This window comes from Microbacterium sp., from assembly GCF_031179285.1.
Lineage (GTDB): Bacteria > Actinomycetota > Actinomycetes > Actinomycetales > Microbacteriaceae > Microbacterium.
The window spans coordinates 123,538-145,280 of record NZ_JAPSHY010000006.1 but is presented as its reverse complement, the minus strand read 5'-3'; the positions used below and the strand labels follow the sequence as shown (position 1 = coordinate 145,280).

General features: G+C 68.5%; 22 protein-coding genes. 16 read left to right on the top strand and 6 right to left on the bottom strand.

Annotated elements, in window-relative coordinates; all coding sequences use genetic code 11:
• Positions 1-35: 35 nt before the first annotated feature.
• Positions 36-404 (top strand): sterol carrier family protein, encoded by a 369-nt coding sequence (locus tag RIN18_RS05885; protein WP_309103022.1) that lies wholly within the window; start codon positions 36-38, stop codon positions 402-404.
• 47 nt (positions 405-451) lie between these two features.
• Positions 452-766 carry a potassium transporter Trk gene (locus RIN18_RS05880; RefSeq protein ID WP_309103021.1) on the top strand — a complete coding sequence of 105 codons (315 nt, stop codon included), beginning with the start codon at positions 452-454 and terminating at the stop codon, positions 764-766.
• A 15-nt stretch (positions 767-781) separates the two neighbouring features.
• Here RIN18_RS05880 and RIN18_RS05875 read toward each other — a convergent pair whose 3' ends face one another.
• The gene (locus tag RIN18_RS05875) at positions 782-1,387 is read right to left on the bottom strand and encodes a zinc-binding alcohol dehydrogenase (protein WP_309103020.1); all 606 of its coding nucleotides are present in this window, start codon (positions 1,385-1,387) and stop codon (positions 782-784) included.
• A 162-nt stretch (positions 1,388-1,549) separates the two neighbouring features.
• On the opposite strand from RIN18_RS05875, the gene RIN18_RS05870 reads away from it, so the two are divergent.
• The 6 genes from RIN18_RS05870 (at position 1,550) to RIN18_RS05845 (ending at position 7,484) form a co-directional block, all read left to right on the top strand.
• On the top strand, positions 1,550-2,452 hold the full coding sequence (locus RIN18_RS05870) for a hypothetical protein (protein WP_309103019.1): 903 nt from the start codon (positions 1,550-1,552) through the stop codon (positions 2,450-2,452).
• Positions 2,449-2,862 carry a phage holin family protein gene (locus RIN18_RS05865; protein WP_309103018.1) on the top strand — a complete coding sequence of 138 codons (414 nt, stop codon included), beginning with the start codon at positions 2,449-2,451 and terminating at the stop codon, positions 2,860-2,862. Before RIN18_RS05870 ends, RIN18_RS05865 begins: the two co-directional genes overlap by 4 nt.
• Complete coding sequence (locus RIN18_RS05860) at positions 2,859-3,437, top strand: DUF3618 domain-containing protein (protein WP_309103017.1); 579 nt, start codon at positions 2,859-2,861, stop codon at positions 3,435-3,437. The genes RIN18_RS05865 and RIN18_RS05860 overlap by 4 nt, the downstream gene beginning before the upstream one ends.
• Before the next feature lie 106 nt (positions 3,438-3,543).
• A complete protein-coding gene (purM, locus tag RIN18_RS05855; protein WP_309103016.1) occupies positions 3,544-4,659 on the top strand; it encodes a phosphoribosylformylglycinamidine cyclo-ligase in 1,116 nt (371 codons plus the stop codon).
• Positions 4,660-4,665: 6 nt separating this feature from the next.
• On the top strand, positions 4,666-6,156 hold the full coding sequence (gene purF / locus RIN18_RS05850) for an amidophosphoribosyltransferase (protein ID WP_309103015.1): 1,491 nt from the start codon (positions 4,666-4,668) through the stop codon (positions 6,154-6,156).
• On the top strand, positions 6,153-7,484 hold the full coding sequence (locus RIN18_RS05845; RefSeq protein ID WP_309103014.1) for an MFS transporter: 1,332 nt from the start codon (positions 6,153-6,155) through the stop codon (positions 7,482-7,484). Before purF ends, RIN18_RS05845 begins: the two co-directional genes overlap by 4 nt.
• A gap of 92 nt (positions 7,485-7,576) precedes the next feature.
• Here the strand turns inward: RIN18_RS05845 and RIN18_RS05840 are convergent, their stop codons facing one another.
• Complete coding sequence (locus RIN18_RS05840; protein ID WP_309103013.1) at positions 7,577-7,765, bottom strand: DUF3073 domain-containing protein; 189 nt, start codon at positions 7,763-7,765, stop codon at positions 7,577-7,579.
• A gap of 148 nt (positions 7,766-7,913) precedes the next feature.
• Here RIN18_RS05840 and RIN18_RS05835 point away from each other — a divergent pair, with 148 nt between their 5' ends.
• Positions 7,914-8,456 (top strand): universal stress protein, encoded by a 543-nt coding sequence (locus tag RIN18_RS05835; RefSeq protein ID WP_309103012.1) that lies wholly within the window; start codon positions 7,914-7,916, stop codon positions 8,454-8,456.
• Positions 8,457-8,571: 115 nt separating this feature from the next.
• Here RIN18_RS05835 and RIN18_RS05830 read toward each other — a convergent pair whose 3' ends face one another.
• Positions 8,572-9,201, bottom strand: a complete 630-nt coding sequence (locus tag RIN18_RS05830) for a helix-turn-helix transcriptional regulator (protein ID WP_309103011.1) — start codon at positions 9,199-9,201, stop codon at positions 8,572-8,574.
• Positions 9,198-10,037, bottom strand: a complete 840-nt coding sequence (locus RIN18_RS05825) for a DUF4097 family beta strand repeat-containing protein (protein WP_309103010.1) — start codon at positions 10,035-10,037, stop codon at positions 9,198-9,200. Before RIN18_RS05825 ends, RIN18_RS05830 begins: the two co-directional genes overlap by 4 nt.
• Before the next feature lie 172 nt (positions 10,038-10,209).
• On the opposite strand from RIN18_RS05825, the gene RIN18_RS05820 reads away from it, so the two are divergent.
• The 3 genes from RIN18_RS05820 (at position 10,210) to RIN18_RS05810 (ending at position 12,299) form a co-directional block, all read left to right on the top strand.
• Positions 10,210-10,992 carry a MerR family transcriptional regulator gene (locus RIN18_RS05820; protein WP_309103009.1) on the top strand — a complete coding sequence of 261 codons (783 nt, stop codon included), beginning with the start codon at positions 10,210-10,212 and terminating at the stop codon, positions 10,990-10,992.
• A gap of 129 nt (positions 10,993-11,121) precedes the next feature.
• On the top strand, positions 11,122-11,496 hold the full coding sequence (locus RIN18_RS05815; RefSeq protein WP_309103008.1) for a hypothetical protein: 375 nt from the start codon (positions 11,122-11,124) through the stop codon (positions 11,494-11,496).
• 2 nt (positions 11,497-11,498) lie between these two features.
• Positions 11,499-12,299 (top strand): nitroreductase family protein, encoded by an 801-nt coding sequence (locus RIN18_RS05810; protein WP_309103007.1) that lies wholly within the window; start codon positions 11,499-11,501, stop codon positions 12,297-12,299.
• Between the two features lie 31 nt (positions 12,300-12,330).
• Here the strand turns inward: RIN18_RS05810 and RIN18_RS05805 are convergent, their stop codons facing one another.
• Positions 12,331-13,860 carry an FAD-dependent oxidoreductase gene (locus RIN18_RS05805; RefSeq protein WP_309103006.1) on the bottom strand — a complete coding sequence of 510 codons (1,530 nt, stop codon included), beginning with the start codon at positions 13,858-13,860 and terminating at the stop codon, positions 12,331-12,333.
• 86 nt (positions 13,861-13,946) lie between these two features.
• On the opposite strand from RIN18_RS05805, the gene RIN18_RS05800 reads away from it, so the two are divergent.
• The 4 genes from RIN18_RS05800 (at position 13,947) to RIN18_RS05785 (ending at position 18,581) form a co-directional block, all read left to right on the top strand.
• Entirely contained in the window at positions 13,947-14,324 is a 378-nt protein-coding gene (locus tag RIN18_RS05800) for a CrcB family protein (RefSeq protein ID WP_309103005.1), read from the top strand.
• Positions 14,321-14,680, top strand: coding sequence for a CrcB family protein (locus RIN18_RS05795; RefSeq protein WP_309103004.1), 360 nt, complete (start codon positions 14,321-14,323; stop codon positions 14,678-14,680). Before RIN18_RS05800 ends, RIN18_RS05795 begins: the two co-directional genes overlap by 4 nt.
• A gap of 123 nt (positions 14,681-14,803) precedes the next feature.
• Positions 14,804-15,421, top strand: a complete 618-nt coding sequence (locus RIN18_RS05790) for a TetR family transcriptional regulator (protein WP_309103003.1) — start codon at positions 14,804-14,806, stop codon at positions 15,419-15,421.
• Complete coding sequence (locus RIN18_RS05785; RefSeq protein ID WP_309103002.1) at positions 15,414-18,581, top strand: efflux RND transporter permease subunit; 3,168 nt, start codon at positions 15,414-15,416, stop codon at positions 18,579-18,581. The genes RIN18_RS05790 and RIN18_RS05785 overlap by 8 nt, the downstream gene beginning before the upstream one ends.
• A 153-nt stretch (positions 18,582-18,734) precedes the next feature.
• On the opposite strand, the gene RIN18_RS05780 is transcribed toward RIN18_RS05785, so the two are convergent.
• Complete coding sequence (locus RIN18_RS05780; protein ID WP_309103001.1) at positions 18,735-21,488, bottom strand: LPXTG cell wall anchor domain-containing protein; 2,754 nt, start codon at positions 21,486-21,488, stop codon at positions 18,735-18,737.
• Positions 21,489-21,743: the final 255 nt, after the last annotated feature.

Sequence of the window (21,743 nt, the reverse complement as noted above, 5' to 3'; positions counted from 1 at the left end):
CGGGCACGGCCGGAACAGCGACTATGCTCCCGTCCATGGTGCGCAAGATCGAGGTGGCGGACGGGCGCGCGGCGCTCGACGCGGTCGCCAGGGCGGATGCCGAAGGGGCGAAGCCGCAGCGGGCAACCCTCGCGACCGCTGTGCGGTACCTGCTCCAGCTGCTCGACGAGAAGGCGCCGGGCAACAGCGTCGAGGTGCGCGTGCCGCCGTTCGGGGCGGTGCAGGTCATCCAGGGGCCGAGGCACACCAGAGGCACGCCGCCGAATGTGGTGGAGATGGATGCCGCGACGTGGATCGCCGTCGCGACAGGAGCCGAGTCGTGGGGTTCTGCGGCTGCGTCCGGACGCGTCAGCGCCTCCGGCATCCGGGCGGACCTCGCCGGGGTCCTGCCGCTTCGGCCATAACGGCATCTCACCGTGCCGAGGGCGCGTAACGGTGGGACAATGGATGCATGGCATCCCCCGAGACCCACCAGACCGTCGAGGCCACCGTGCGCCGCGTCCCTCGGTTCGGCGTGTTCATGGCCATCGGCGTCGTCCTCGGGATCATCGCCGCCGGCATCATCACGATGACCGGCAGCTACGAGGAGTCCGTGGCGCTGGATGTGGTCTATCCGCCGACCCAGGTCTTCGGTTTCGCCCTGCTGTGGACGGCGCCCATCGGCCTCGCCCTCGGTGGTGTCGTGGCACTGCTGCTCGAGCGGCTCGCCCGTCGTCACGACCGCGTCGTGCGCGTCGACCGGGAGACGGTCGTCGAGTCGGACTGACCCGGCGCGCCCCGCTCAGGCGAGCTCGGCGATGATCGGGCGGATCGCGGCGTCGAACGCGACGACATCCCGCCGCAGGCCGTCGGTGACGGCGACGGTGAGATCTCCGATCCACCAGATGCCCCGTTGCGAGAACGGCAGCACCTGGACGTTGAGTTCGAACGAGTGCGCCCGTCGCCCCACCTCGCGTTCGAACTCGGCGATGGCGCTCGCGTAGGCGCGGTAGGCGTCGCCCCCGGTGTTGCTCTTCATCGTCGCCACATACCGGCCGTGAGCCTGGCGCGCATACCGCAGCGCGAGCGGCGCCAGCGGCTCGATGGCATGCTTCAACTCGGTGGCCCCGGAGGCCGGCAGCGCGACGAGCGTCTCGAAGCCGTCCACCAGTTCCAGCGGCACCCCTGACGGATGTGCCCGGGGCTCGACGGTCATGTCCCAGTACTCTCGCCACTGCGATTCGATCGCCGCGGAGGCCTCCACGGCATCCGGCGCCCGCACCGCCAGATCGCGCAGGGCCGGCAGATCCTCGGGAACGCGGATGCCGAGGGACTGCCGCAACGCGAGCGCCACGAGCACCGGTACGCTCGCGTCTTCGCGGATGAGCCACTGCGGCTTGTCTGCCATGGCCCCATCGTAGGCCGACCGGCTCCGGCCGTACACGTGCGATGAGCCGTGCGCCCTAGACCCATCTCGGCGAACCGTCAAGCCTCATCGACATCGGACTCGGGATGACTAGACCTGTTACCCCACGCCGGTGTCCGCCGGCAGCAGTCGAGAGGAACAACTATGTCGGAGAGCTATGGCGGAGGGGGCTCGGGTGCGACGGGCACCGGCTCCCAGCAGCCGTCGGGAACCATCGAGACGGCGAAGCAGGAAGCAGCGGGCGTGAAGGACACGGCGGCGGAACAGGCAGGCGGTGTCGTCGACACGGCCAAGTCGGAAGCCGCGGCAGTGGGGCACGCCGCGAAGGATCAGGTGAGAGGTCTCTACGAACAGACCCGGACCGAACTGAGGGAGCAGGCGGCGACGCAGCAGCGACGCGTCGCCGACGGCCTGCGATCGGTCGGCGGTGAACTCGGCACGATGGCCGACAACGCCGAAGGGGGCGGGATCGCTGCCGACCTCGTCCGCCAGGTGTCGACGAGGGTCGAGGGAGTCGCCGGGTGGATCGGCGACCGCGACCCCGGCGCCCTCCTCGGCGAGGTCAAGACGTTCGCGCGGCGCCGTCCCGGTACCTTCATCGCGATCGCCGCCGTCGCCGGCCTCGTCGCAGGTCGGCTGACGCGCGCGCTCGCAGACGGCGCTTCGGACCGGAGCGACGCCACGACAGGGTCGGGCGGCGGGGGCACGGGTTCCGGGTTCGCGGGATCGCGACTCGACGAAGGGCCTCGCGACCCCGGCTTCACGGACCGGCAGGGCCTCGAGAACCAGGCAGGCGCCGGAGCCGCCGCCGGCGCCCACGTGATCGCCGGGGAGCCGGGGGTCACGGGGGCTGCGACGACCGGTTCGGCGCTTCCGGGCGACGTGTGGCACGACTCGCCCGTCGACGCCGCGATCCCCGCGGCCCCCGATGGGGTGAGCGGCAGTGATGTCGACGCACTCGCGGCCGACGATGCGGGCGGCACGCCCGTCTACGACCAGACGGATGCCGCCAACCGCGACACCTTCGGAGAAGAGGGGCGACCATGACCGACGCCACACCGTCCGAGCGGAAGGCGGAGACCACCTCGCTCGGCGATCTTCTGGGCGAAGTGACCGCCGACCTGTCGACGCTGATGCGGCAGGAGCTGGAACTCGCGAAGGCGGAGCTCAGGGAATCCGCGAAGCGGGCCGGCCGAGGTGCCGGCATGCTCGGCGGCGCCGGCTACAGCGCCCTCATGGCGATCTTCTTCCTGTCGATTGCCCTGTGGTGGGCATTGGGCCACGTGATGGACCTGGGCTGGTCGGCAGTGATCGTCGCTGTCATCTGGGGCGTCATCGCCCTCGCACTGTTCCTGACGGGACGCAAGCAACTGAAGAGCGTCGAGGGCGCGCCGCAGACGGTGGAGACACTGGGCCGCATCCCCGACGCAGTCAAGAGAAACGAGGAGAACCGATGAGCGATTCACCCGACGCCATTCGCGCCGACATCGAGAGGACACGGCAGGAGTTCGGCAGAGACGTCGACGCGCTCGCCGACAAGGTCACTCCGTCGAAGATCATGCATCGCCAGACCGACAGGATGAAGCAGGGGCTCAGGTCGGTACGGGAGAGGGTCATGGGCGCCGCCGACGACACCGGGGGCGCGATGCGCGATGCCGGCTCCTCTGTCGCGTCGGCCGCCGGTGACCTCGGTCACCGAGCCAAGGCGAAGGCCGAGGGCAATCCGCTGGCCGTAGGGCTCATGGCTTTCGCCGCCGGTCTCGTCATCGCGACGCTGATCCCCGCCTCCGACAGGGAGAAGGAGATCGCAGAGGAAGCCAAGGAGAAGGCCCAGCCGCTGCTGGACGAAGCATCGGAGGTCGCGAGGACCGTCGGTGAGGAGCTGAAGCAGCCGGCGCAGGATGCGGCGGCGGCCATCAAGGACGATGTCGTGGATGCGGCCGCGCACGTGAAGGGCGACGCCACCCAGGCGGCTCAGACCGTCGCCGACAGTGCACAGCAGGCGCGCGACAACGTGAGCGGGGGCAGCTGACCCAACGTCGAGCGGTGCGGCGGAGCTCCCCCATCCGTCGCACCGCTCCCGCGCGAGGGGGAGAAGCCCGCAGAGCCTTCACTGCTCCGGGCGGTAGGCTGGACGGGTGGCTGCCTCCCCCACCAATCCCTATTCCGAAGCCGGCGTCGATACAGCTGCGGGCGATCTCGCCGTCGAGCTGATGAAGTCCTCCGTGCGCGCGACGCACGGGCCTGAAGTGCTCGGCGGTGTCGGCGGATTCGCCGGACTCTTCGATGCCGGCGCACTGCGCGATTTCCGCCGCCCGCTGCTTGCGACGAGCACAGACGGCGTCGGCACCAAGGTCGCCATCGCGCAGGCGATCGACAAGCACGACACCATCGGGCAGGATCTGGTCGGCATGGTCGTCGACGACATCGTGGTCGTGGGGGCCCGGCCCCTGTTCATGACCGACTACATCGCGTGCGGCAAAGTCGTCCCGGAGCGCATCGCCGACATCGTCCGCGGCATCGCCGGTGCCTGCTCCGCGACGGGCACCGCCCTCGTCGGCGGTGAGACGGCGGAGCACCCGGGGCTTCTCGGCCCGCGCGACTACGACGTCGCAGGCGCCGCGACCGGCGTCGTCGAGGCAGACGAGATCCTCGGGGCCGACCGCGTGCGCGACGGCGACGCCGTGATCGCCATCGCATCCAGCGGGCTGCACTCCAACGGCTATTCGCTCGTGCGCCACATCGTCACCGGTGCCGGCATCGGGTACGGCGACAACGCCGCCGACTTCGGCGCCACCTGGGGCGAGGTGCTTCTCGAGCCGACGCGTCTCTACACGTTGCCGCTGCTGCGTCTCATCGACACCCTCGGCGGCGGCGTGCATGCGTTGAGCCACGTCACCGGCGGTGGCATCGCCGCGAACCTCGCCCGCGTGCTGCCGCAGGGCAGCTGGGCAGAGGTCGACCGCAGCACCTGGTCGCCGAGTCCGGTGTTCCGCGTGCTGAGCGACGTGGCCGGCACTCCCCTGCAGGACACCGAGGGCACGTGGAACCTCGGCATCGGGTTCCTCGCCGTGGTGTCGGACGGCGAGAAGGGTGCCGCGATCGCGGCGCTCGACGGCGAGGGGATGCCGGCGTGGCAGGTCGGGACCGTGCGTTTCAGTGCGCGCCCGACGGGAGAGTTCGAAGAGGGCGCCAAGGGCGTCGACGGCGGAGCGGTGCGCCTTGTGGGCGCGTACGCGGACGGAGCGAAGTAATACCCCATGTGCGGCATCGTCGGAATGGTGGGGACAGCCCCGGTCAATCAGGACATCTACGACGCGCTCCTGCTGCTGCAGCATCGCGGCCAGGACGCGACGGGCATCGCCACGGCGGAGCCGAACGGCGTCATGCACAACGCGAAGGCGCAGGGGATGGTGCGAGAGGCCTTCCGCACCCGCGACATGCGCTCATTGCTCGGCAATGTCGGGCTCGGGCACGTGCGTTACGCCACGAAGGGCACGGCATCGAGCGAGGAGGAGATGCAGCCGTTCTACGTGAACGCGCCGTACGGCATCATCCTCATCCACAACGGCAACCTCACCAACACGCGTGAACTCACCGCCGAGATGGCCCAGCGCGATCGCCGCCACCTCAACTCCTCGAGCGACACCGAACTGCTGCTGAACGTGCTCGCCGGCGAACTGCAGTCGACGACCTCGGCCGTCGACCTCGATCCGGAGCGCGTCTTCGAGGCCGTCGCTCGTACCCACGAGCGCATCGAGGGTGCCTACGCCGTCATCGCGGTGATCGCCGGGTACGGTCTGCTCGCCTTCCGCGATCCGTTCGGCATCCGCCCGCTCATCCTCGGTCACCGCAAGAGCCGTGCCACCGCCGAGGGCTCGATCGACGCCGCCGAGAGCGGTGACGAATGGGTCGTGACGAGCGAGTCTCTCGTGCTCGAGAACGGTGACTACGAGGTCGTCCGTGAGATCGAGCCGGGCGAGGCGGTCTTCATCACCAACGACGGCCGGCTGCACAGCAAGCAGTGCGCCGCCCAGCCGACGCTGACCCCGTGCGCGTTCGAGTACGTCTATCTCGCACGGCCCGACTCGGTCATGAACGGCATCTCGGTCTACGAATCGCGGCTCCGGATGGGTGACCGCCTCGCCGACACGATCGCCAAGCACGTGCCGATGGACAAGATCGACGTGGTCATGCCGATCCCCGACTCCTCGCGCCCGGCCGCCATGGAGGTCGCGCGCAAGCTCGGCATCGAGTACCGCGAGGGCTTCTACAAGAACCGCTATGTCGGTCGCACCTTCATCATGCCGGGACAGGCGGTGCGCAAGAAGAGCGTGCGGCAGAAGCTCAATGCGATGTCGACGGAGTTCCAGGGCAAGAACGTGCTGCTCATCGATGACTCGATCGTGCGGGGCACCACCTCGAAGCAGATCATCCAGATGGCCAGGGATGCCGGTGCGAAGTCGGTGACGTTCGCCTCTGCGGCACCACCGGTGCGGCATCCTCACGTCTACGGCATCAACATGCCGTCGCGGCACGAGTTGATCGCACATAACCGGACGATCCCCGAGATCGCGGCGGAGCTCGGCTGCGATCACCTCGTCTATCAGGAGGTCGACGACCTCAGGGCGGCGATCATCGAGGGCTCAAGCATCACCGACCTCGATATGAGCTGCTTCGACGGACGCTACGTGACCGGCACCGTCTCCGACGAGTACCTCGCCTGGGTCGAGGGATCCCAGACCTCGTGACGCCGCCCGCGCGGCCGCTGTGGGCTGGGCGCGCTCTGGCGCTGCTCGGCATCCTGCTCTGCGCGTTCTCGCTGCGCTCCGCCGTCGCTTCCCTCTCGCCGCTCATCGACCACATCGCAGCCGACTTCACGCTGTCGTCGGCGGTCGTGGGGTTGATCGGCACCGCCCCTCCGGTCTGCTTCGCCGTCTTCGGACTGCTCACGCCGCTCCTGGAGCGCCGGCTCGGTCTTGAGCGGGTGACGATCGTCGCACTGGTGGCGATCGCCGTCGGCCTGATCCTTCGCGGACTGTCCGTCGACGCCCTCACGCTGCTGCTGACGACGACCCTGATCTTCGCCGGTGTCGGAATGGGCAACATTCTGCTGCCGCCCCTGGTGAAGAAGCACTTCCCCGACCGGCTCGGTCTGATGATGACGCTGTACACGACGGCGATGGCGCTGTCGACGTTCATCCCGCCTCTCGCGGCCGTGCCGGTGGCTGACGCCGCGAACTGGCGGGTGTCGCTGGCGATGTGGGGCGTCTTCGCCTTCGCGGGCCTGATCCCGTGGATTCTCATGACCCCGCGTGAACGCAGAGTGCCCTCCCGGCGTCTCAGCGCGGAGGGCGACGGAGCGGCCGACGAGCCGCGATTCCGGCCATCGGCGGGCGCCGCCCCCGAGGACGACCCTGCGTCGCTGTCCACCGGACCCATCGCCGTCGCACCGGCGAGTTCCCGGATCTTCGCCCGGCTGGCTCGGCTTCCGCTCGCCTGGGCGATCGCATTCGTGTTCGGAACATCGTCGACGATGGCCTATGTGTCCTTCGCCTGGCTGCCGACGATGCTCGTCGATCGCGCCGGAGTGACGGCTCCTGTCGCGGGGCTCCTGCTGTCGCTGTTCGCCTTCATGGGGCTGCCGGCATCGCTGCTCGTGCCGGTCCTCGTCGTGCGCTTCCAGGCGACGCGGCCGCTGTTCCTCGTCGCCGTCGGTGCGGGCCTCCTCGGCCTCGCCGGACTCATCCTCGCCCCCTCGCCGGTACTGGCATGGCTGTGGATCGCTCTCTTCGGCGTCGTCGGTGCCATGTTCCCGCTGTCACTGGTGCTCATCAGCATCCGAGCCCGGACCGCCGAGAGCGCGGTCGCGCTCAGCAGTTTCGTGCAGAGCGTGGGATACATCGGCGCCGCGGCGTTCCCCGTGCTCGTCGGCGTCGTTCACGATGCGACGGAGGATTGGACCGTGCCGCTCATCGTCGTGGCCGCGGTGCTCGTGATCTCGATCCCGTTCGGGGTCATCGTCGGACGCCGGCGCACGATCGAAGACGAGTGGGAGCAGCGCCACGGCCGATGGTGAGCAGAGACGTCCGTCGATGTGGTCGGCGGGTGAGTCGGCATCCGAGTACGACGAAACCCCCGTGCGTGGCACGGGGGTCGTCGGACGGGTGACTAAGCCTTTTCGAGCTCGTCTTCGTCTTCGTCTTCGTATTCGTCGGCCCACTTGTCGACGTAGGCGTTCTCGTCGTCGCTGGGGTGCGCGAGTTCACGCTCCAGCGCCGAGTAGTTCACCGACGGACTGTACGACTTGAGTTCGCGGGCGATCTTTGTGTGCTTCGCCTTCTGACGGCCACGGCCCATGCGCGAGACCCCCTTACGAGTTAAGCGGCGGGCGATGAGGGGCCCGATGCATCACGACACCGGCGCGCGGCCGGTAAGAGTAGCATTCAGAATAGCATGCGCATAAGGGCATCCGGCCGCCGCCAGGCAGGTGAAGGGAACGATCCTCATGACAGACAGCACTTCCACTCCGTCCGATGAAGCGGCTCAGAACGCAGCGCTGCAGAGAGCCGTGATCGTCGGGATGGTGCCGGGGCAGGCGCGCCATGTGCTCGACGAGGCGGCACGCTTCGCTCGGTTGCTGAACGCCCCGCTCATCGTCACGCACGTCGACGTCGCGCGCTTCATCACCTACGAGGACCCCGACGGGTATGCGCACTCGGCTCCCATCGACCTCAATCTCGACGTCGGTGCGGCCGAGTTCGAGACCGTTCAATCCGAGGCGGCGGCCGTGCTCGACGGGACGGGCCTCACCTGGACCGCGCGGCAGCTCGTCGGCGACCCGGCGCTCGCGATCAAGAAGCTGGCGAACAAGGTCGACGCTCAGCTGATCGTCGTCGGCACGCGCAAGCGCGGCATCGGCGAGTCGATCCGCGAGTTCTTCACCGGATCGGTCGCCGCCCGCCTCGCGCACCGCCAGCACCGCTCGATCCTCGTCGTGCCGCTGGGGGAGTCGGTCCCCGACGACCAAAAGGAGATCTGGCCCGAGTAGGCGCGCGGGCCGCGGTCCTGAAACAGCAGGAGCGCCCCGCATCAGGCGGAATCGATGTGATTCGTCCGGATCCGGGGCGCTCTTCCTGTTCTGGGAACGCTCGGCGCGCGGAGCGTCAGTGCCCGCTGAGTTCCTGCAGGGCCACGGTGACCCTGCGGGCGGCGGCATCGAGCGCGTTCTCGAGCTCGGTGACGACGGATGCGGGCAGCGACCCGCCGCGTGCGACGTGGGTGCGGAGGTCCGTGCGCGCGCGGGCGCGGAACGCGTTGATGACGGCATCCGCGCGGTGAAGCTCCTCCCGGCTCGCCGAGCGAGCGTCGCTCGCTGCGGACTTCGGCCGGGTCTTCGCGGAGTCCCGTTCGTCGCGTTCGGCCGCCTTCAGATCGGCCCGCAGGCTCTTCATCGCGTCCTGCACGCTCTGACGGACCTCGTTGGCGATCAGGCGCACCGAGTCGGCGAGGTCGGATTCGATGCCGGCGAGATCACCCTCGCGAGCCGAGAGCTCGGCTCGACCGGCGTCGGTGATCGAGTAGATCGTCGTACGACCGTCGACCGTCTTCGTGACCAGGCCCTCCTCCTCGAGCTTGGCGAGCCGAGGGTAGATGGTGCCTGCGCTGGGCGTGTAGGTGCCGCCGGTGCGATCGGTCAGCGCCTGGATGATGCCGTAGCCGTGCTGCGGAGATTCCGAGAGCAGCGACAGCAGGTACAGGCGCAGATCGCCGTGCGAGAAGACTGCGGGGCTCATGATTCCCACTCCGCGTCATCAGCGGCGGATGCCGTGGCACGGCGCAGCACGGTGATCGATCCCGACACCGAGTTCGCGCGCACGTCGACGAAACGACCGGACAGCTCGCCGGTGGACCCGGTGTAGTTGCTGGGCCCCGAGGAGTTGCGCTCGACACCGTCGATGAGGATGCGTCCGCTCAGCGAGCGGGCAACGTAGTTGGCCGGGAGCGTCTCGTCGAGGCGAACGGTGCTGGAGCCCGCCACCGTGTTCAGGTTGATGGTGTTCACATCTCCGGCGGCGTCGACGAGGGCGGAGCCGGAGACGGTGTCGATCGTCGCCTTGCGCACTGCGCCGGTCACCGCCACGTCACCCGAGACGCTGTTGGCGGTGAGGGATCCGGTGAGACCGCGCACCTGCACGTCGCCCGAGACGGAGTTCACGGTGAGGTCACCGATCAGGGTGTCGACGATGATGTCGCCCGAGACCGTGCTCAGGCGTGCGTCGTTGCGGATGCCTGACACGAGCGCGCCGGCGCTGACGACGCCGAGGTTCAGCGCGATCGACCGCGGAACGGCGACGCTCACCTCGGCACGGGGCCCGCCCGAGCCGAAGTTGCGGAACACCTCGAGGAAGTTGTCCCAGCCCAGCTGGGGGTGGTCGATCTCGACCTCTCCGCCGTGGGATTCGACCCGGAGGTCCTTGATGGTGACGCCGTGCACCTCGATGCGGATGCCCGGTTCGTCGTGGGCGATGATGTCGACCTGCCCGCCGACGAGGCCCACCTTGAGGCGCGTCGCGGACTCGATGTCGATGACGCGTTCCTCGCCGGGGGCGATGAGCCACTTCTCGGTCATGTCAGATTCTCCTGTATCGGTAGATCACGATATATCGTGTTTGGTCAGCGTAACACGATATATCTCGATTTAGCCGAAAGCCGGGGTGAATTCTTTTCCAATCCGCGGTTGACATTGACGCGGCGTCAACTTCTATCGTGGATTTCACGCGTGCTCATGAAAGGAGAGGCTGATGCTCGACACACGTGACTGGTCGATCCAGGAGATCGCCCGCCTCGCGGGAACCACGAGCAGGACGCTGCGTCACTACGACGACATCGGCCTGCTGCCGCCGTCGCGCATCGCCCCGAACGGGTACCGGCACTACGACGAGCAGGCGCTCATCAGGCTGCAGCGCATCCTGCTGCTGCGCGAGCTCGGGCTCGGTCTCCCGCAGATCGGGGATGTGCTCGCGAAAGAGCGGAGCGAGTCATCCGCCCTCGAGACCCACCTCGCGCTGCTGCGCGAGGAGCAGACCCGGCTGTCGCGTCAGATCGCGTCGGTCGAATCCACCCTCAACGCATTGAAAGGAGGTGAGAACCTCATGGCAGAGAACATGTTCGACGGCTTCGACCACACGCAGCACAAGCAGGAGGTCGAGGAGCGCTGGGGCGAGAAGGCCTACGCCGACGGCGACCGCTGGTGGCGGGGTATGACGGATGCCGAGCGTGCCGAATGGCAGCAGCGCGTATCCGACCTCGGACGAGACTGGATCGCCGCCGCCGAGAGCGGCATCGATGCGGCATCCGCTGAGGCGCAGGACGTGGCTCGTCGCCACGTCGAGTGGCTCACCGGGGTGCCCAGCACACCCGCGTCCGTTCCGGGCGGAGACGTCAAGGCCTACGTGATCGGTCTCGGCGAGATGTACGTCGCCGACCCGCGCTTCGGCGCCAACTACGCCACCGCTGACGGCGGGACCCGTGGCGCGGAGTTCGTCCGCGACGCCCTTCGCGTGTACGCGGAGGCGAACCTCTAGGCCGGCTCCTCCGGTCGTTTCACAGTGTGCAAAGTGCTCGAAATCTGCGGGTATCGAGCACTTTGCGCACTTTCAATGTCGCGGGGTGGGGGCCGCCCCGGGAGATCATCGCTGGCATAGGGTCGACGCATGAGCCACCGACTCCGACGCCGCGACCCGGCGCGGCTGTTCATCGGGGCCACCGCGGCCTACGTCGCGAACTGCGCACTGGGAGCGGCAGTCGCGGCCAGGGTCATCGACACCACCCGCTTCCGCTGGCTGCATCACGCCCTGTACATCGCGACCTGCACGACGACCGCGGCCGCGATCAGCGCTGCCTGGTGGACAGGACCCGGTAGCGCCGGGCGGCAAGCAGGGCTCGCGCTCCTGCCCGCAGCGGTACCGCTCGCGGCGATCCCGTATGCCGGAACCCACACCCGCCGGCATCCGCTCGTCGCTCTCGCCGCCGCCCCCTTCATCATCGCGGGCCTCGTGCGCTCGCTTCGTCCCGCCGACCGGAAGTGACCATGGAACTGCTCGACGCCATCCGCCGCCGCAAGACCACGAACGGACCGTTCCTGCCCGACCCCGTCTCCGAGGAGCATCAGCGACTGCTCCTGGAGGCCGCGGGCCGCGCGCCCTCGCAGCTGAACAGTCAGCCGTGGCGCTTCGTCGTCATCGAGAATCGCGACACGATCGAGCAGATCGCACGGATCTCCGGTGAGAGCATGACCGAGGCGATGTCGAACGGCACCTTCTTCGAGAGGTACAAGCCCTACTTCCGGTTCAGCCAGGCCGAGATGGACGAGAAGCGCAGCGGGATGCTGTTCGACAAGCTGCCCGCAGCGCTTCGGCCCTTCACCAGCCAGGTGTTCACCAAGCGCGGGCAGACCCTGATGAACACGTTCGGGGTGCCGAAGACTCTGGGTGCGGAGAATCGCAGGCTCGTGGCCGGCTCGCCGCTGCTGCTCGGGGTCATGCTCGACCGGAGCGAGTACCGGCCGGGCCAGCTCTCGTCGTTCTATTCGGTGTTCAGCATGGGGGCCGCCATGGAGAACATCTGGCTGACGACGGTCGAGCTCGGTATGGGCATTCAGTTCATCTCGTTCCCGATGGAGGTTCCGGGCAGGTGGGACGAGATCGTGAGCCTTCTGCGCGTACCGGACGACCTCGAGCTCATGGCCGTGTACCGGCTCGGCTACGTGCCGCCCGAGCAGCGCCGGCCCGCCATCGACTGGTCGAGCAGTGAGCGCCGCCTCGTCTCGCAGTACGTCTTCCGTGAGAACTGCGAGACGGCGCAGGAGGGGTGGGACGCTTCGCCGTCCTGATATCCGCGGTCCGTCGCCGCCGGACTCCGGGTCAATCTCGGCTGGATCGCGGCAACTCCGGCAGATCGCGCAGCGCCGGCCCCTCGATCCGTGTGCCGTCCGGTGCGAAACGGGACGCATGCAACGGGCAGTCCCAGGTGCACTCGGCGTCATTCCAGTCCAGCACTCCGCCGAGGTGCGTGCACACGGCCGAGACGGCGCGCGTCACGCCATCGACCGTCGAGACGCCGACCGGCCGTCCCCCACGATGGGCGACGACTCCGGTTCCCTCCGTCGGCCGGGCGACGGGCACGGGACGGGACTCCGCTGCGACCCACCGGGTCGTCGCCTCTTTGGCGACCTTCACGCCCTCGACGGCGCCGCGAGCCAGGTCGGCCGGCACCGTCAGCCGGGTGCCGAGCATCGTCATCCACCGCGCCTTGTCGTCCCTGATCGCGCCGAGGATCTCGGCGGAGAGGCGCAGCGCTGCGGCGGGGGCATTCGACAGCCCCCATTTGGCGTAGCCGGTGGCGAAGCGGATGGTACCGAGGCCGCGCGGCATCGCACCGACGAACGGGATTCGGTTGTGCGATTCATAGTCCTGTGCCGACCAGCGGTGCGTCTCAATTGCCCCCGGGAAGTGGCGTGCGGTCCAGGCGACGAGGTCGTCGATGGCGGCCGTCTCGCCGTCGGAGCGGCCGACCGGATGCCCGTTGCCGCCGACGATGAGCTGCGCCGTGCCGCCGGGGCCGTCGGCAGCTGACACCGGACGGATCGAGCGCGTCGAGCCATCGACCGAGATGTACGTGCCTTCGGGCACCACTCCGGAGATGCGGAACGACACACAGTACGACCGCGTCCCGCTGACCTTGGAGAAGTACAGTCCTCGGTCGAGGATCGGAGTCCCGGTGGCGAGCACGATGTGGTCGGCGAACAGCGGGCCCTCCACGGTGTCCACGCGGGAAGATCCGAGCGCGTGCGCTCCGGTGACGCGGATGCCGGTGTGCACTGTGCCGCCGGCGGCGAGCAGGTCGGCGACGAGAGCCGTCGACACGGTCACCGGGTCGATCGTGACCTGATCGTCGAGGGCGACGGCGCCGGCGATCGGGAACGGCGTCGCGTCGAGGTCGGCGGCTGACAACATCCGCGTCGCGAGCCCGGCCTCGCGGGCGGCGTCGTGTTGCGCACGCACGGTCTCGAGGCCGTCGGCGGTCTGGGCATAGGAGTGGTCGGTGCGGCGGGAGTACGGCACCCCCGCGCCGTCGGCGAACGATGTCAGCCAGTCCATGCCGTCACGGTTCGCGTCGACATAGGCGCGGACGAGTTCGGGAGAGTGGTGCCTGCGGATCTCGGCGAGCCGCTTGCCCTGCAGGAGGGAGAGCTTGCCGGTGTTGCCGCCCGTTGCGAGTTCCGCCACCTCGCCCGCCTCGATCACCGCGACGTCGAGGCCGGCCCGCGCGAGCATCACCGCCGTCGTGAGTCCCGTGAGCCCGGCTCCGACGACGGCCACATCGTGCTTCGCGCCGGGTTCGAACGGCGAGCCGGAGGCGAGGGTCGCGGTGGACTTCCACAGTGGCTTCATACCGCCAGTCAACGCGGTCCGCCGGCAGGCGCCAACGCCTTGACTTTCGACGGACGCGCTGCCACGGGGCGACTACAGTGTCGAGCGTGAACCTCCGCCGCGTCCTGCTCGTCGCCCTCGGCGGAACCATCGGCTCGGCGGCCAGACTCGGAATCGGCCTCGCTCTCCCGGATGATGGCTTCCCCGTTGCGGTGTTCGTGGCCAACATCATCGGTGCGCTGCTGATCGGCATCCTCACCGCCGGCCTCCCGCAGGCCGCCGAGCTGCGCATCTTTCTCGGCACCGGCATCCTCGGTGGCTTCACGACCTACAGCGCGCTCGCCACCGGCACGGTCGCGCTCTGGAATCACGCCCCGGCGCTCGCCGTCGGGTATGGCATCGTTTCTCTGGCACTCGGCCTGACCGCCGCGGCAGTGGGCCTGCGGCTCGGTCGCCGCAGACACGATCACGAGGTGCGAGGATGACGCCGCTGCTGTTCCTCGGGGCCGCCGTCGCCGGGGGCGTGGGCGCCGCGCTGCGGTACCTCGTCGATATCGGCGTCACCCGAATCGCGCGCGGGGGATTCCCGTGGGGCATCCTCGTCGTGAACGTCACGGGATCCTTCGCCCTGGGGCTCGTCACCGCGGCGCTGCCTGACGCCGCGTTCCTGCTCGGGGCGGGGCTGTTGGGCGGATACACCACGTTCAGCACCGCGATGCTCGACGCCGTCGCGCTCTGGCTCGACGGTCAGCGGGCGTCATCCGCCGTCAACGCCATCGGCATGCTCGCCCTCGGCGTCGTCGCCGCCGGCCTCGGCCTCGCCCTCGGCGCCGCGCTCTGAGTGTGGGTCTGGATGCCGGGGCACCCGGCGCCTCGGGGCGGTGACCGCGTAGCTCACAGCGCTCACAGCGCTCTCACAAGCCGGGAATGTACAAAAGTACATGTACAGATGTCTGGGGGCGCGATGGTGGAGAGCGGTCGGCGGCGACGCGACCCTGAGGCGCGCCGCCACGAGATCGTGACCGCGGCCGCCGAACTCATCATCGAGATCGGCGTCGAGGCACTCACCCACCGCAAGGTCGCCGCCAGGGCCGGCGTCCCACTGGGCGCCACGACGCAGTACTTCGCCACCCTCGACGACCTCCGTGGGGCAGCGCTGCAAGCGCTCGCCGAAGAGGTCGACACCCGGCTCGACGAGACCCGCCGCGCCGCCGAAGCCGGCGGGGTCACCCCCGACGTGCTGGCCCGCCTCGTCAGTGAGGGGCTGGCCGATGTACGGGCGGTGCAGGCCGACCGCGCCGTCGTCACCGCCGCCGTGCACGACCCTCGGCTCCGCGAGCTGGCGCGCCACTGGTCCGACGAGGTCGCCGAGTTCATCGCCCCCGTTCACGGAACGGATCGCGCCAGGGCAGCTGCCGTTTTCATCGACGGCGTACTCTGGCACGCCCAGATCAATGAGCACCCGCTCGATGAGCGCGTGATCCGCGATGCAATCGCCGGGATCCTCTGCTCGCCATCGACCGCCGATTCGACCGAAGCAACCGACACGTCCGAGACAATCGAGAGAAACCGCCTTGTCTAACCTCGCCGTCCTGAGCCTCAAGAACCGTGCGCTCATCGCTCTCATCACCATCGTCGCCGCGGTCTTCGGCGGGCTGGCGCTCACGAACCTCAAGCAGGAGTTGATCCCCTCGCTCGAGCTGCCGGCGCTCGTGGTGATGACCACGTACCCCGGCGCCTCACCCGAGGTGGTGGAGAACGACGTCTCGACCCCGATCGAGTCGGCGATCCAGGGTGTCCCAGGGCTCGAGTCGACGACGGCGACGAGCACGACGAACGCGTCGATCGTGCAGGCGATGTTCACGTACGGCACGAACCTCGCCACAGCCGAGCAGAAGATCCAGCAGGCGATCAACCGCATCTCGCAGGAGCTGCCTGAGGACGTGAGCCCTCAGGTGCTCTCGGTCTCGATCGACGACTTCCCGGTCATCCAGGTCGCCGTCACCGGGTTCGACGACGCCGAGAACGCCCAGGCCGAACTCGAGAACGTCGCGATTCCTGAGCTCGAAGACGTCGACGGCGTCAACGCCGCCCAGATCGTCGGAGGCGTCGGCCAGCGGATCACGATCACGCCGGATCTTGCGAAGCTCGCAGCGGCCGGGCAGAGTCCCCAGGCGATCGGTGACGCCCTGCAGGAGAATGGCACGCTCTTCCCCGGTGGCGACATCACCGAGGAGGGTGAGACGCTCACGGTGCAGACGGGGGCGAAGATCACCTCCGTCGAGGAGATCGCAGCGCTTCCTCTCGTGGGCACCGACGCCGTGATCGGCGATGTGGCAACGGTGGCGCAGGAGTCCGACCCGGTCAGCTCCATCTCGCGTGTCGACGGCGACGACGCGCTGTCGATCTCGATCACGAAGCTCCCGGCGGCGAACACCGTCGAGGTGTCACAGGGCGTCATCGCGGCACTCGACCAGATCGGTGAGGCCTTCCCCGACGCCACCTTCACGATCATCTTCGATCAGGCGCCGTTCATCGTGCAGTCGATCGAGACGCTGGCGACCGAGGGACTGCTCGGCCTCGTGTTCGCGGTGGTGGTCATCCTCGTCTTCCTGCTCTCCATCCGCTCGACCCTGGTCACGGCGATCTCCATCCCCACCTCGGTGCTCATCACCTTCATCGGGCTGCAGGCATTCGGATATTCGCTGAACGTCCTGACGCTCGGGGCGCTCACGATCGCGATCGGGCGCGTGGTGGACGACTCCATCGTCGTCATCGAGAACATCAAGCGCCACTACGTCGGCGACGCCGACAAGGGCGCGGCCATCCGGCTCGCGGTGCGCGAGGTCGCCATGGCCATCACGGCATCCACCATCACCACGGTCGCGGTGTTCCTGCCGATCGTCTTCGTCGGCGACATGGTCGGCGAGCTCTTCCGGCCCTTCGCGATGACGGTGACGATCGCGATGGTCGCTTCTCTGCTCGTGTCGCTCACGATCGTGCCGGTTCTCGCCTACTGGTTCCTGCGCCCTGGCAAGCCCCTGCTCGATGCCGACGGCGAGGCCATCGACCCCGAGCACCCCGACGCCCCGCCGTCGGCGCTTCAGCGCGCGTACCGGCCGATCCTCAGCTGGACGCTCAAGCACTCCGTGGTGACCGTCGTTCTCGCGCTGCTCGTGCTCGGCGGCACGCTCGCTGCAGCCCCGCTGATGAAGATCAACTTCCTCAGCGACTCCGGCCAGAACACCATGACGGTCACGCAGGATCTCGGTCCGAGTGCCAGCCTCGAGACGAAGTCCGAGGCGGCCGTCGCGGTCGAGGACGCCCTGCTCGACATCGACGGCATCGAGCACGTCCAAGCCTCGATCGGTTCCAGCGGCTCGGCGCTGCGCGATGCGTTCTCCGGCGGCGCCGGGGTGACGTATTCGGTGCTCACCGACGGCGACGCCGATCAGGAGGAGCTGCGCACGAAGGTGCAGGATGCCATCGACGGCCTGTCCGACGTCGGTGAGGTCGCCGTCGCCGCGTCGGCAGGCCTCGGCTCGAGCGACATCGAGATCTCTGTGACGGCGTCGAACTCCGACGACCTCCAGGCCGCGACCGAGGCGGTGGTCGACGAGCTCGACGGGCGTGAGGGGATCGGTCAGGTGACCGACAACCTCGCAGCCGCGCTGCCCTACATCGCCGTCGTCGTCGATCGTGACGCCGCCGCGCAGCGCGGCCTCTCCGAGGTGGCCGTCGGCTCGATCGTCTCGAACACCATGCGGCCGCAGCAGATCGGGTCGGTCGAGATCGACGACACCGCTCTCACCGTCTACCTCGTGACCGCCGAGCCGCCGTCGACGGCCGAGGCTCTGCGCCAGCTCACGATCCCGACCGCGCGCGGCATCGTGCAGCTGCAGGACATCGCCACCGTCGAGGAGCGCAACGGTCCCACCTCGATCACCACCGAGCAGGGACGCCGGACCGCGACGATCACCGTGCCCCCGGCATCCGACAATCTCGCCGTGGCGACCGCATCAGTGACCACCGCGCTGCAAGCGGTCGAACTGCCCGACGGCGCCTCCGCCGAGGTGGGCGGTGTCGCCTCGCAGCAGGCCGACTCGTTCGCGCAGCTGGGGCTGGCGATGCTCGCGGCGATCCTCATCGTGTACGTCGTCATGGTGGCGACGTTCAAGTCGCTTCGTCAGCCGCTGGAGCTGCTCATCTCAGTGCCGTTCGCGGCGACGGGCGCGATCCTGCTGCAGATCGTGACCGGCGTGCCGCTCGGCGTCGCCTCGCTGATCGGCCTGCTCATGCTCATCGGCATCGTCGTGACGAACGCGATCGTGCTCATCGACCTCGTGAACCAGTACCGGACGAGGGGACTGTCGACCGAGGAGGCCGTGAAGGCCGGATCCGAGAAGCGTCTGCGCCCGATCCTCATGACTGCTCTGGCGACGATCTTCGCGCTCACTCCGATGGCGCTCGGCATCACCGGGCACGGCGGCTTCATCTCGCAGCCGCTCGCGATCGTGGTGATCGGCGGACTGATCTCGTCGACGGTGCTGACCCTGATCGTCCTGCCGACCCTCTACAACCTCGTCGAAGGCGCGCGCGAGCGCCGGGGTGAGCGCAGAGGCGAGATGCAGTCGCCAGGCGGGTCGGACGATCGGGGGGCGGATGCCGCAGCTTCCGGACCGTCGACTCCCAGTGCGCCGCGGCTAACCCGCCGTCAGCTGCGAGAACGCGCGCCGGAGTGAGGCCCTGCGGGTGAGTCGACCATTCAGCCCGGCGTATGCGAGCCGCCGCACGAACCGCGACTGTGCGATCAGGAACGGCAGCAGCACCGGAACGTCCCCACCTGATAGAAACCGTGCAGCACGAGCGTCGATCATGACGCAGGATGCAAGGATTCAGGCGTCGGGTCGATGGTCGCCCACTTCACTCCTGCGACGACGGAGCACGAGAATGCCCCCGCCGAACGCGAGCAGAATCATGGCAACGCCCGCAGCGACCCAGGGGACGCTGCCACCGGTTGCGGGGAGCGCTGCCTGGCCAGATGGCGGTGCGGCCGGATCCACGGCCGGCGCGACGGTCAGCGTCACGGTTGCGGGGTCGGAGACGATGGTGTCACCAGCGGGCGGCACGCCGGTCGCTGTCGCGGTGTTCGTCAGCGAGCCGGACGCGAGGTCTGCGGCGACGACGGTGTATTCCGCGGTGCAGACGAGCTCATTGCCGGGCAGCAGCGGCGCACCGGAGGGGCAGGAGACCTCGGACAGTGTTCCAGTGCCGTCGAATGAACCCTCGACGATTTCCGCGTCCGTGATCGTCACGTTGCCGGTGTTCGTCACGGTGAACGAGTAGGTCACGATCTGACCGGCATGGGTGACCTTCGCGGCGTCAGCGGTCTTGACCAGCGCGAGCGCCGGCTCCGGGGCGATGGGGACCACGATGGGCTCGGATGGCACCGGCGGCAGCGGGTCACCCACGGGAGGGGTTCCCCTGACGGTGGCGCTGTTGGTCAAGGTTCCGGCGTCGACGTCCGCCTGCGTCGTCGTGTACGTCGCTTCGCAGATCTGGAACTCACCGGCGACCAGGCTGTCCTCAGGGCAGTCGATCGCCGACAAGGTGCCGGTTCCGGAGAAGTCGACGTCCTCGACGGCGATCTCTTCCAACGTCACATTGCCCGTGTTGGTCACCCGGAAGTAGTAGGTGATCTCTTGACCAGCCGTGGTCACCGGTTCATCGCTGGCGGTCTTCACGACGGTGACCGCGGGCTGCGGCGGGGTGGGCAGGGTCACTGTGGACGGCGAACTCGTCACCGGCGTGCCTGCGGGCGGCGTGCCGATGACCGTCGCGGTGTTCGACACGGAGCCATCGTCCACGTCCGCCGTCGTGAGGGTGTAGGTCGCCTCGCAGATCATCTGGCCCCCCACGACCAGCGACATAGCCGGGCAGGTGACGTCGGAGAGCGACCCCGACCCCGAGAAGTCTCCCTCGACCACTTCGACATCCGTGAGCGGAACGTTCCCCGTGTTCGTCACAGCGAAGTGGTACGTGACTTCCTGACCGGGCCGGTAACTTGCGGCATCCGACGGGTCGGCCGACTTCACGAGCCTGAGTGCCGGGGCGGGCGCCTCGGCCGGAGTCGAGGTGGAGTCCGGCGCAGAGGTGACCGCAGCTCGGGTCGGCGTGGCGGCCGTCGCGGTGGCGGTGTTGACGACGGAACCGGCAACCGCGTCGGCCTGCGTGACCGTGTACGGCTCGTCCGCCTCGCAGGTGGCCGTCTCAGCTACCTCGAGAGTGGTTGTCGAGCAGGTCACCGCCCCGACCTTGGCGTCGTCGACGACGAGGTCGGTGACAGGCACATCGCCGGTGTTCTGCACTCTGAAGGTATACGAGATGGTGTCGCCGGCGTCCGTGATGCCGTTCTGGTTCACGTCGGCAGGCGTCCCGGCCTGCTTGTCGAGGGAGAGACCCGGACGCTCGAACGTGACCGTGGCGACACCTGGCTCGTTGAGGCCGGTGACAATGACGTTGTCCGGTCCATTGCTGAAGGTCGCCGGCACCGGCGACGTCACCGTGACGGTGATCGTGCATGATGCCATGCCGGATGCGAGGTTGCCGGTGGCACTGATCGTCGCCTGGCCCGGGAGTGCGGTGACCGCGCCGGAAGGGCAGGTCGTTGCTGCAGCCGGAGCGCCGGCGATGCTCAGTCCGGTCGGCAACGAGTCGGTGAAGGACCAGCCGTTCTTCGCCGCGAGCTCACTTGTGTTCGTTACGGTGAACGTCAGTGTCGACGTGCCCCCGGTAGGGGCGACTGCAGGGGTGAAGGACTTGTCGAGCTGAGGGGTGACGTCCAGCACTCGGAAGTTGTCGAACGCCTGATCGTTCCCGCTTCCGCTCGGCTGACGGTTCTCAAGGCGGAAGCCGATACTCGGGCTGGTGATCAGAGCGGCCTGATTGCCGGTGAAAGTGCCGACCGTTATCGGGGTGCCGTCGACCACGAAAGAGTCCGCATCCGGATCGGCGCAGATATTGTAATCGGTCGTGTTCAGCGCAATGGGGGTCGCGCCGTCCATGAGATAGAAACGGTCTTGCGCCTGCGCGGCACCCGAGCCGCAGAAGTTCGCCACGTCCAGTGAGAACGTCACGAACCGCCCTCCCGACGCAACAGGGATGCCGGACCCTTGAAGCATGATGCCGGCGTAGTTGTTGCTCGTTCCGCCCACAGTCTGGGCGGCGACCGCCAGGTTCTGATCCGCCGCAGCCATTCCGGCATAGATTCCCATCGCCGCCGGCAGCTTCCGAGCGTTCGGCCACCACGACGTGGCGGTTCCGCAGAAGTTCGCTGCACCGAGGGCCGTGTTGGTGGCCCCGTGCCCGAAAATGAGACCGTTGCAGAGGTTTGTGTTCGTGTATACCGGGTCAGCCGTGTACCTCGCCCCGGAGGCGCTGACATAGTCGCCAATGCGAGTCGCGCCGGTTATTGGCGAGTTCTGGAAGTCCTCCGTGTAGATGAGGGTGCCCGGCTGTGGGGTGCCAGGGGACCCCGGGGCGGCGGATGCCGGAGCCGCTGCCAGAACGCCGGCGCCTCCGAACGTGGTGAAAGCCAGCGCTAGAACCCCGAGTGCGCTCAGCAGACGCACGCGCTTTCCGGAGTGCACCCGAACTTCAAACTCGTCGGCGCGCCTCAGCGGCCCTCTTCCACGCAACGTCACGTTGGTCCCTCCCGACCCTGGATGCACCGCGTCAGCCGTTGCACTCCACCACCATCCAACCGGGAACACACCTTCCTGTCCAGCGAGCGAGCGATCGGCGGAGTCGAGGCGATGTCCTTGAGATCGCCCACCAGTGACCGCCCGTCGAGTCACCGAGGCGCTGGGGCGAGAAACCGGAGCGCGTGCGGGGCTGAGGCGAAC

Coding starts and splice junctions, on each gene's coding strand:
- RIN18_RS05885 (WP_309103022.1), top strand. CDS start 36: ATGGTGCGCAAGATCGAGGTGGCGGACGGGCGCGCGGCGCTCGACGCG.
- RIN18_RS05880 (WP_309103021.1), top strand. CDS start 452: ATGGCATCCCCCGAGACCCACCAGACCGTCGAGGCCACCGTGCGCCGC.
- RIN18_RS05875 (WP_309103020.1), bottom strand. CDS start 1,387: ATGGCAGACAAGCCGCAGTGGCTCATCCGCGAAGACGCGAGCGTACCG.
- RIN18_RS05870 (WP_309103019.1), top strand. CDS start 1,550: ATGTCGGAGAGCTATGGCGGAGGGGGCTCGGGTGCGACGGGCACCGGC.
- RIN18_RS05865 (WP_309103018.1), top strand. CDS start 2,449: ATGACCGACGCCACACCGTCCGAGCGGAAGGCGGAGACCACCTCGCTC.
- RIN18_RS05860 (WP_309103017.1), top strand. CDS start 2,859: ATGAGCGATTCACCCGACGCCATTCGCGCCGACATCGAGAGGACACGG.
- purF (WP_309103015.1), top strand. CDS start 4,666: ATGTGCGGCATCGTCGGAATGGTGGGGACAGCCCCGGTCAATCAGGAC.
- RIN18_RS05840 (WP_309103013.1), bottom strand. CDS start 7,765: ATGGGCCGTGGCCGTCAGAAGGCGAAGCACACAAAGATCGCCCGCGAA.
- RIN18_RS05835 (WP_309103012.1), top strand. CDS start 7,914: ATGACAGACAGCACTTCCACTCCGTCCGATGAAGCGGCTCAGAACGCA.
- RIN18_RS05830 (WP_309103011.1), bottom strand. CDS start 9,201: ATGAGCCCCGCAGTCTTCTCGCACGGCGATCTGCGCCTGTACCTGCTG.
- RIN18_RS05825 (WP_309103010.1), bottom strand. CDS start 10,037: ATGACCGAGAAGTGGCTCATCGCCCCCGGCGAGGAACGCGTCATCGAC.
- RIN18_RS05820 (WP_309103009.1), top strand. CDS start 10,210: ATGCTCGACACACGTGACTGGTCGATCCAGGAGATCGCCCGCCTCGCG.
- RIN18_RS05815 (WP_309103008.1), top strand. CDS start 11,122: ATGAGCCACCGACTCCGACGCCGCGACCCGGCGCGGCTGTTCATCGGG.
- RIN18_RS05810 (WP_309103007.1), top strand. CDS start 11,499: ATGGAACTGCTCGACGCCATCCGCCGCCGCAAGACCACGAACGGACCG.
- RIN18_RS05805 (WP_309103006.1), bottom strand. CDS start 13,860: ATGAAGCCACTGTGGAAGTCCACCGCGACCCTCGCCTCCGGCTCGCCG.
- RIN18_RS05795 (WP_309103004.1), top strand. CDS start 14,321: ATGACGCCGCTGCTGTTCCTCGGGGCCGCCGTCGCCGGGGGCGTGGGC.
- RIN18_RS05790 (WP_309103003.1), top strand. CDS start 14,804: ATGGTGGAGAGCGGTCGGCGGCGACGCGACCCTGAGGCGCGCCGCCAC.